The following is a 3,367-nucleotide window of genomic DNA, read 5'->3' on the forward strand; positions in this document are numbered from 1 at the left end:
TTTGTGATAATACCTTTCAATTTTTGATTTTCATCCACAATCGGAATTCCACCAATTTTGAATTCTTGCATCAATCGCAAAGCATCTCCAACAGTGGCACTTTCGTCAAGTGTGATTGGGTCTATAATCATTCCACTTTCCGAACGCTTAACCTTACGAACTTGCTCGGCTTGTTGTTGGATTGACATATTTTTATGAATGAAACCAATACCTCCTTCTTGTGCCATTGCTACTGCCATTCCGTATTCGGTAACGGTATCCATAGCCGCCGAAAGTAATGGAATATTGAGCTGAATATTTTTGGTCAGAAAGGATTTCGTTTGTGTATCACGTGGAAGAACCTCTGAATAAGCTGGGACGAGCAGAACATCGTCGTAAGTAAGTGCTTCGAAAAGCAGTTTTGAAGAATCTAACATAGCAAATAATTTCGTTTCCTTATTTGCCAAGCAAAATTATGGAAAATATTTGGACTGGGCAATTTTTTGGGGAAATAATCTTTAACAAGATTTGAAAAGTACATTCCCGTCCGACTTCGTCAAGACGGGAATGGTTTGGTAGAATAAACGCTACTTCATTCTAAAAAATACTGTAATAGTTACACCTTCAAAACCGAAGTTTTCACGCAACTTATTTTGCAAGAAACGTGAGTATGATTCTTGAATATACTGCGGCAAATTACAGAAAAAGATAAACGTTGGTGATGGCGTTGGCACTTGCACACAATATTTAATCTTGATTTGCTTACCTTTCAGCATTGGAGGAGGCGTGTTTTCGATGATAGGCAACATTGTTTCGTTGAGCTTAGAAGTTGTGATTTTTTGGGTTTTATTTTCATAAACCTCCATCACTTTTTCTATTACCTGAAAAATACGTTGTTTTTCAAGCACCGAAGCAAAAATTACTGGCATGTAGTTCATCGGAGCTAATCTTTCCAGAATTTCTTTTTTCATTACATCGGCAGTTTTTGAGTCTTTTTCGACCAAATCCCACTTATTAACCATCAGAACAATGGCTTTTTTGGCGTTGTGTGCATGACCAATGATACTTATGTCTTGCATTTCTAAGCCTAATGAAGCATCTATCAAAACTACGCAAATATCGGAATTTTCAAGGGCTTTTACCGAACGTAATGTTGAATAGAACTCAATGTTGTCTTGTACTTTTGCTTTTCGACGAATACCTGCGGTATCAGTCAAAATAAAATCTTTTCCGTAAAGTTTATAATGTGTATCAACCGCATCGCGGGTTGTGCCAGCAATTGGTGTTACGATACTTCTATCTTTTCCCAATAAAGCATTTAAAAACGAAGATTTGCCTACATTTGGACGACCTAAAATGGCTATTCTTGGTATTCCAGCATTTGGGTCTTCAATGCCTTCTTCTGGAAAATTAGCAACAACAGCATCTAATAAATCGCCAGTGCCGCTACCATCAGTTGACGAAATCGGGAAAATGTCTTTGCCTAAGCCCATTTCATAAAATTCGGCAGCTGATTGATGACGCTCAAAAGTTTCGGCTTTGTTGGCTACTACATAAACAGGCTTATTTGATTTACGCAACACATTTGCAAAATCTTTATCTAAACCTGTCAAGCCTGTCATGGTATCAACCACAAAAAGAATGAGTGTTGATTCTTCAATAGCGATTTCAACTTGCTCACGAATAGCACCTTCAAAAGTATCGTCGGAGCCAACTACATAGCCACCAGTATCAATAACGGTAAAAAATTTCTCGGTCCAGACTGCATGTCCATAGTGGCGGTCACGAGTTACGCCTGGCATATTATCGGTGATTGCCACACGGCTCTCGATAAGGCGATTAAAAAGGGTAGATTTGCCGACGTTTGGGCGGCCTACAATTGCAACAATATTTGCCATAAAAATTCAGTAAACGATTATCGTTTGAAACAATAAACAGTGATTCTCTTTCGAGAACTGTAAAAAAATTAGACCCTGATTAGCTTGATTTACCTGATTTTTTTCAACGGTAGATTATCAAGTATTTGTATTAGTGTTTTGCTTAAACCATTTATGTTTTTATAAACGGGGTGCAAAGATATGAAAATATAGGGAGAAGTCTATTGATTATCAACAAGATACCTTGTATTTGAGTTCGCTTGTGTAAAATATTTAGACAAGAGACAAAAGAATTGAAAAGAATAAATAGGAGAAAAAGGTTTTCTAAAATCTTAGGTCGCTTGTCTAAGTATCTAAAATATCGCTTGAATATCTTGCCAAGAAATCAGGGTTATTGCCAAAATGGCCAACAAAAGACCAATTTTATTGAGGGTTGAAAGTTTTTCTTTGAAGAAAACAAACGCCACCAAAGCTGATACCAAAATAACGCCAATATTATATAAAGGATATACAAAAGCTCCGCTATTGCCATAGGCAGTCAATGCTAAAATCAAGAAATAAAATGATAGAAAATTAGGCACACCAAGTGTAATACTTGCTAAGATATTCTTCAAAGCTATTTTTTCTTTTCCACGAATCACTCGAATAAGTAAAACGGTTGTTCCTGCCAAAATCGCACCAAAAATCATCACCAAAGTTACAGGAACGGTACGGTCGGCAGATTTTATATAGTTAATATTCAAATAGTTAAGCGAGGTATTAGTTATACCGTACATCAAAAAAACGGCGATTGGCAAAAGAATATCTAAGCCTTTTCCAGCAACTTTTTCGTTATTTTTCTTAAATGTACTCAAAGCTACTGCCCCTAACGCCAATACCAAACCCAAATAATTGAGGGCATCGAAAGGACGACCTTGTGTTTTGAAAATAAATAAACTACAAAGCACAGGAATAACGAGTGAAATATTATTTGCCAAAGACGTTGCCGTCATACCCATTCGTTGCGTAGAAAAGCCTGATAATAAGAACGTTATAATAAAACACACCCCCAAAAGCAGGGCATAGACAGTCCAATTTTCGGCAAAATTAAGTTCAAAACTTTGCCCTTTGGGCATCAAAGCCAAGCCCGTTATGAAACAAATCGGATAATTAAAGGCAATCGCCTGAAAAGTGCTAATGTTGTATTTTGGATACAAACGAAAGTTTGTCAGCAACATTACTGAGAATATAATGCTTAGGAAAAGGTAGAACATGTTGTTTAATTTTGAAGCGGTTCGCCGCCCGTTCGGAATGATAGAATGAATGAATAGAAATATTGATTACTCATTCACTCATGCTATGATTCAAAATTAGATTTACTCGTACCCAAATCGCTCTAATTTTTGTCTTTTATTACGCCAATCTGGTTCGACTCTGATGTATTGTTCCAAGAAAATCTTTTTGCCGAAAAACTTTTCCATTTCAAGACGAGCTTCAATACCTACTTTTTTGATGCGTTCGCCTTTGTGTCC

General features: G+C 36.8%; 4 protein-coding genes. All 4 read right to left on the reverse strand.

Annotation, left to right across the window (positions count from 1 at the left end):
- A partial coding sequence (locus ACH2CJ_RS21080; protein ID WP_394996353.1) for an IMP dehydrogenase occupies window positions 1-416 on the reverse strand: 416 nt, incomplete at its 3' end.
- Between the two features lie 150 nt (window positions 417-566).
- A complete protein-coding gene (der, locus tag ACH2CJ_RS21085) occupies window positions 567-1,877 on the reverse strand; it encodes a ribosome biogenesis GTPase Der (RefSeq protein ID WP_394996356.1) in 1,311 nt (436 codons plus the stop codon).
- A gap of 332 nt (window positions 1,878-2,209) precedes the next feature.
- A complete protein-coding gene (locus ACH2CJ_RS21090; protein WP_394996359.1) occupies window positions 2,210-3,109 on the reverse strand; it encodes an EamA/RhaT family transporter in 900 nt (299 codons plus the stop codon).
- 102 nt (window positions 3,110-3,211) lie between these two features.
- Window positions 3,212-3,367, reverse strand: a 156-nt coding sequence (locus ACH2CJ_RS21095; RefSeq protein WP_394996360.1) for a KH domain-containing protein, incomplete at its 5' end; no start/stop codon positions are given.

Source organism: Emticicia sp. (genome assembly GCF_043780375.1).
In the GTDB taxonomy this organism is placed as follows: Bacteria; Bacteroidota; Bacteroidia; order Cytophagales; family Spirosomataceae; genus Emticicia.